Here is a 6,620-nt window from a genome sequence, read left to right as displayed (position 1 = left end):
AAGTTAGAGTAGAAACAAATACCCTATAGGGTAAAGATTTTAAGAATAATAAGAAAAAAATGAGTTGTAATGTTCGTAATTAATAAAGACAGTTTTCTATTGAATGTTATGACTACATTATACAAGGAGGATATAATAATGTACATGTCAAAAATGTTTATACCAACTTTAAGAGAAGCTCCAAACGATGCAGACATTGCCAGCCATAAACTTATGATAAGAGCAGGACTTGTAAGAAATCTGGTTTCAGGAGTGTATAACTATCTCCCCCTTGGTATAAGAGTAATAGAAAATATTAAAGCAATAATTAGGGAAGAATTAGATAATAAAGATGCTCAGGAAATTTTATGTTCAGCTCTTCAACCAAAAGAACTCTGGGAAGAATCTGGAAGATGGAGTGATTATGGAAAAGAAATGTTCAGACTGAAGGACAGAAATGAAAGAGAGTTCTGTCTTGGACCAACTCATGAAGAAATATTTACAAATATAGTAAGAAAAGAAATAACTTCATATAAGCAGCTGCCAATTAATTTATATCAGATTCAAACAAAATACCGTGACGAAAGAAGACCAAGATTTGGACTATTAAGAACAAGAGAGTTTGTAATGAAAGATGCCTATTCCTTCGATAGAGATGAGGCAGGTCTTGATAAGAGTTATAAGGATATGTATGACGCCTATAGCCGCATATTTGATAGGTGTGCTCTTGAATGGAAAGCAGTCTTAGCAGATACCGGTGCTATAGGCGGAACTGGCTCACATCAATTTATGGCACTTAGTGATATTGGTGAAAGCGATATACTATATTGCACAAACTGTGATTATGCAGCAGACAGAGAAAAAGCTGAATTTATGCTTGATACTGCTGATGATGCCGAAGCCGAGAAACCGTTTGAGAAAATTCATACTCCAAATTTTGCTACAATTGAAGAAGTAGGCAAATTCCTTAATGAACCAACCAACAAAATAGTTAAATCTGTAGTAGTTAGAGTTGGTGACAGAATTATTCTTGCATTGATCAGAGGTGACAGAGAACTCAACATTGTTAAGCTTTGTAATGCTCTTGGAACAATAGAAGAATATATTCAGATGGCAAGCGAAAGTGATATTGAAGCTATAGGCAGTGTGCCAGGATATATAGGACCAATAGGATTGAAAAACGCCGAAATTCTAGTAGACAGCGAACTTACTCATCTAAAGAATTTTTATACAGGTGCCAATGAGAAGGACTACCATCTGAAGAATGTAAACTACGGACGAGACTTTACAGGTAAAGTAGTTGATCTTGCAAGCGCATCTGAAGGAGATAAATGTCCAGTATGCGGAAAACCTATGAAAATGGAAAGAGGCATAGAGGTCGGTCAGGTATTTAAATTAGGAACAAAGTACAGTAAGCCTATGCAGTGCAACTATTTAGATGAAAATGGAAAGAGCAATCCTATGCTCATGGGCTGCTATGGTATCGGTGTTACTCGTATTCTATCGGCCATCATCGAACAGCATCATGACGATAACGGCATAATCTGGCCTATGTCAGTAGCACCTTATAAGGTGATTGTTGTTCCCGTAAATGTTAAAAATGAGGAGCAATTAAATGCAGCAAAACAAATCTACGAAACGATAAAACAAAACGGTATAGATGCAATTCTTGATGATAGAGATGAAAGAGCTGGTGTTAAATTTAAAGATGCTGATTTAATTGGAATTCCACTAAGAATTACCGTAGGTAAAAAAATTGGAGAAGGAATAGTAGAATTTAAGAAAAGAAATGAAAGTAAAATTAATGAAATTTCTACTGATTCTCTCCTAGAGCAGGTTAATAAAGCTATAGCTTTAAACTAGCACATAATAAAAATATGGAGTTTACATTAACGTAAGCTCCATATCATTTATAAGCATCTATTTTATTATTTGTATAATCTAAAATTATTGATTACTTTATATTTAAATAACTACATAGCCGTTTTTAATGCATCTTCTTCTATTTTTCTTCGTCTAACCTTATTAAAAGGTACTGCAATCAATCCTAGAAGGTCGATAATACCGACAATTAAAAAGCATTTACTGTACACCTTATTGATTTCATCTGTTCTAACTTTACGTGCTTTATCTATAACTTTGTAAATTTCTTTTTCCTGTTTTTTAAACTTAATTTTAACAACAGTTCTCATATTTTGAGGAATACCCTTTAGAACCTTGCTTTCTTGTTTTTCAACCATATTATGAATTATCTTTCTTGAAAAACCCGATTTTTCATCAGATTTCATGTTTTTCATCTTCGAATTTATAACATTCTTCACTTTCTGCTCAATTACAGTATCCTGATTTACGTAATTAGTTATCTTGTTTTTTACATTGTCTACAGCTATACCGCTGTAATGGGTGCTTAAGGTTGATACTAAGGCGATAGCAATGCAGGCAGCTACCTGCCTTATACTATTTTGAATTCCTGAAGCCACTCCGTTTTTGTCCTTGGGCACTTCCTCAAAGGCACTTTGATACAGCGGTGTAGTTGCTCCAATACCTAATCCTGCAATTATAAAAGCAGCATATATTATCCTTATATGATTGGTACTATTCACAAAAGTAAGTGTTAAATCTCCTAAGCTTACAAAGACAACAGCTAAAAATGAAGTTAGCCTTACAGAAACTTTCCTTGATATTATAGCAAATATTGGCGACATGAGAAAGGAAACTACACTTGCAATACCAAGAATAAGTCCTGATTTCAGTGTGCTGTAGCCAAGCTGATCTTCAAGGTAAAAATTCATCAGGTATGATACTGGCATATACGCAAAGAAGATAACAGATATAAGTGCTATTGATGCAGTATAACTTTTTATTTTAAATAGATTAAATTCTATCATAGGATTTTTGATTCGACTTTCATAAATTAAAAATCCTAGTATTGATAACAAAGAAGTTATTATCATTGTAATTATAAGCTTGCTGCTCCACCCATAGCTATTACCTTTAACAAGCAGAAACGTAAGTGCACCTATACCATAAGCTAAAAGCAATGAACCTATCATATCTACTTTTTTCTCTATCGTCTTGTCATAACATTCTTTAACATACATTTTACCAAGCACTAATGAAACCAAAATAAAAGGTATATTTACATAGAAAATAGCTTTAAAACCAAATATCTCATTTAATACGCCACCGATAACAGGGCCTGATGCTGCTGAAATTGAGATAACCATTCCTACTATAATAGCAAGCTTACCCATCGCATCTTTGCCAAATAGTTCTATTCCAAGAGGGATAGCTAATGGTGCTAGTATAGCGGCACCAATACCTTGAAGCACCCTAAAAAATATTATCATATATATTGTGGTAGATATACCACAACAGATTGAAGACATACCAAAAACTATAAGACCTGCTAAAAATAGTTTTTTTCTGCCATATATATCTGCTATCTTCGAAAAGTTGATTAATAGTGCGCAAAATGGAATTAGATAAGCAGTACTTACCCAAGATATCCCTGTAATGCTTGTGTTGAAATACTTTGCCATAGTCGGAAGCGATACATTTATTATGGTGGAATCTAATACTGTTAAAAAGCAGGAAATTGCCAGAGAGATAAATGCTAAATTTTTTTCTTTTTTTCTCATAATGACCTCCAAAAAAATATACATAAATATGAAATTAATTTCACATTCACATACTAGCAGTATTTTAATTAAAAGTCAATAACATGAAACTAATTTCATATTATTGACTTTTCTAATAATGTACCTTACTATATACTTAGGTGATTGCGATGGATAGAAAGATTAGAAAACCTACCCAAAAAAGGGCTTTGGAAAAATACGATAAAATTATTGATGCTGCTTTTAAACTATTTAATGAAAATGGTTATTATAACACCACTACTGCTGATATTGCTGCTGAAGCTAATGTAGCTACCGGTTCAATCTATGCTTATTTTAAAGATAAAAAAGACATCTATCTTCAAGTACTAAAAAATACATCTGAAGATTTTAATTATCCGACAAAAGATTTCTGGATAGAAAATAATGATAAAGATTTACATGAACCTAGTATTGTGAAGAATCTTTTTACAAAGTTTTTAAAACTAATGTTAGAACATCATAGTTTTTCTAAGACTTTTCAACATGAATTGAATGCTTTAAAATTATTAGATGAGGATATAGGTAATTTAGTCAATAAACAGCATATGGAAAGGCTGTCCAAAGTAATTGAAATTATCAATATACTAAACATCTCTTTTAAAAGTGATAATGACCTTGAGATATTTTGCTACTATTCCAATCTTTTAGTTGATGATGCATGCCATAAAATTCTTTATGATGATTCATTAACAGATACTGACTTGTATTTAGCTAAGTGTGTAGATATGCTTTATGCTCTCTTTATTTCCACTGTAAAATTAAAGTAACATGTATTTAATATGTGAGCCAGTTCTCAGCGCTAAAGTTAAGAACTGGCTCGTGTTAATAAAGTCAATATTGTGTAATTACGTATCAATATACAGCAATACTTCCAAATATAAAAGTGATATTATTACAATAATAACAAAAAAGGAAGTGTTTAAAGTTATGCATAAGGACTTAGAGGTAGTGTTTAATAAAGTGGTAAGAATATTGAAAGAAGATCTTCGCTGCAAAGGTGGATGGCACTATGGCTCAATAAGTAGAGGTATGGAAGATATATATTCAGATTATGATCCTGTTTTTCTTGTAGCAGATAAAGATTTTGAAGAATTCTCGAAAGACATTCCTAATATACTTTCTGAAGCCTCTGATGAACTTTTGATTTTTTGGGGCGAAGACTTTAACGATAATCATTTTAAAAATTATTGCAGTGTAATTCGTCAAGGTGAAAACCTTCACCAATTCGATTTTTTTGTAGTTAATTCTGATTACCCTGAAGAATGGATGTGCAGGCAGCACTTAAAAGGTTGTACAAGAAAAAATATAATTTTTGACACAACCGGAGAAGTAGGCAAACTACTAGATAGAGGACTTCGTACGGATGATTATATACCTGATCTAGTAAGAACGATGGATACCTACTGGTTTCATACTGAAATGCTCATTAAATATTTCAAAAGAAATGATATTTTTAAACTGTTAAAGAATATTGATATAATATTCCATGCACACTTAGATTTATTATTATCCCAGTATGATACTTTGGATTGGGGATCCTGGGAAAGCAAAGTAAAGCACTGTGTTCCCGAAGAAAAACAGAAACATTTATTATCATATTTTACTCAAGCACAATTAGATACACTTGAAACTGCCATAAGAAAAAATATGCTTGTATTCAAACAAGATGCCGAGGATGCCTGCAAATCAAAAGGTATCATCTACCCAGATAGAATAGCTGAGCAAGTGATTTCATACTTTAATAGAATGATGACAGATATAGAATGAACATAAAATAGGGTAAGAAGTGATTTCTGTTGGCTGGAAAATGCCCACTCCAACCACTTCCTACCCTATGCATATACGAAGATAAAATCTCAGAAATTCTGCGTAGAAGAATTTCTTTCTTCACTTTTCTCTCTTCTCTTTACTCTTTTACCATTGCATTACTTCTTTTATTTTGCCAATCAATTTTTTAAACATCTTGTCCTGTGTTTTTAAGCTTGGATGCCAATCAGCTCCTATTCCGTCACTCTCTAATTGAACATCGAAACACAGTGTATGAATTCTATCATCATTTGCAGCCTTTCTAAATCTTTCAACTGCGTTCTCTACTGCAGGGCATAATTCTTGTCCCATGACCCCCAGAGCACAAATTATCTGAGAATTTGGATTACATCCCCTAACTTGTTTTAAAAATTCATAATACCCTTCTTGAAATTCCTCTGCTCTTTCTTTTACTTGCTTTGTATAACTTGCATCATTTGTACCTAAATTAATAACAATCAAATGAGGTTCAAATTTATGGTTGTCCCAAACTTGATATTCAGTCTTTTCTAAGCTTTTATCTAAGGCTCCATCAGTATATTTATATAATATTGGCATAAGCCATTCTTTTGTGTTAGGAGTATCCTCTTCTGTCCAAGATGAAATAACTCCTATACCGCTCCAGGATACAAGGTTAAACTCAGCATTGAAATAGCGAGCTGATTTAGCTGCATAAGCTTTCCAAGGATTCTCCTGCGTTGTATTAAAGACATCTGTGTTCCAAACACCTTCTATACCATAACCACAGGTTATTGAATCTCCGATAAATTCAATACGGCGTTCCTTGCTCTTTGTTGGTACTGCTTCTGTCTCGCCTTCAATTACTATTTCTTTAATACCTACCTTGGCAAAAGCCGCCTCTGACATTTTCATTAATCGTATTTTCACTTTACGTGATTCCTTGCTCTCATATAACTTATATATATCCTCATCATTATCTAACGGTATACGCTTACTTGGCATGCTTTCATCATCAACAAAAACAGCTACCCAGGCTTTTAATGTTTCTTCCCATTTTGATTTATCTGTACACAGCTTCACGCTAACGCTTGTACCTATAAATTCAAATTCAATTCCTGAACAAGAATAATCAATATATCTTATCCCATCTAAAACCGTCGTTCTGCCTAATACTCTAACTTTATCTTCATCTGCTCTAAAACTTACCTTCAT

Annotated in this window: 5 protein-coding genes; 3 read left to right on the top strand and 2 right to left on the bottom strand. The window is 33.0% G+C overall.

The genetic code is table 11. From position 1 onward, the window contains the following. Window positions 1-138: 138 nt before the first annotated feature. Window positions 139-1,842, top strand: coding sequence for a proline--tRNA ligase (locus CLORY_RS03420; RefSeq protein ID WP_079422121.1), 1,704 nt, complete (start codon window positions 139-141; stop codon window positions 1,840-1,842). A gap of 110 nt (window positions 1,843-1,952) precedes the next feature. Here the strand turns inward: CLORY_RS03420 and CLORY_RS03415 are convergent, their stop codons facing one another. After that, window positions 1,953-3,620, bottom strand: coding sequence for an MFS transporter (locus tag CLORY_RS03415; RefSeq protein ID WP_079422120.1), 1,668 nt, complete (start codon window positions 3,618-3,620; stop codon window positions 1,953-1,955). Between the two features lie 149 nt (window positions 3,621-3,769). On the opposite strand from CLORY_RS03415, the gene CLORY_RS03410 reads away from it, so the two are divergent. After that, window positions 3,770-4,408 (top strand): TetR/AcrR family transcriptional regulator, encoded by a 639-nt coding sequence (locus CLORY_RS03410; protein ID WP_079422119.1) that lies wholly within the window; start codon window positions 3,770-3,772, stop codon window positions 4,406-4,408. A gap of 160 nt (window positions 4,409-4,568) precedes the next feature. Further along, window positions 4,569-5,408, top strand: coding sequence for an aminoglycoside 6-adenylyltransferase (locus CLORY_RS03405; RefSeq protein WP_079422118.1), 840 nt, complete (start codon window positions 4,569-4,571; stop codon window positions 5,406-5,408). Window positions 5,409-5,555: 147 nt separating this feature from the next. Here CLORY_RS03405 and CLORY_RS03400 read toward each other — a convergent pair whose 3' ends face one another. After that, window positions 5,556-6,620 (bottom strand): SGNH/GDSL hydrolase family protein, encoded by a 1,065-nt coding sequence (locus CLORY_RS03400; RefSeq protein ID WP_079422117.1) that lies wholly within the window; start codon window positions 6,618-6,620, stop codon window positions 5,556-5,558.

The sequence above is a fragment of the Clostridium oryzae genome (assembly GCF_002029235.1).
In the GTDB taxonomy this organism is placed as follows: Bacteria; Bacillota; Clostridia; order Clostridiales; family Clostridiaceae; genus Clostridium_AE; species Clostridium_AE oryzae.
Note: the sequence above shows the minus strand (reverse complement) of the source record. Positions and strands in the feature narration are given on the sequence as shown.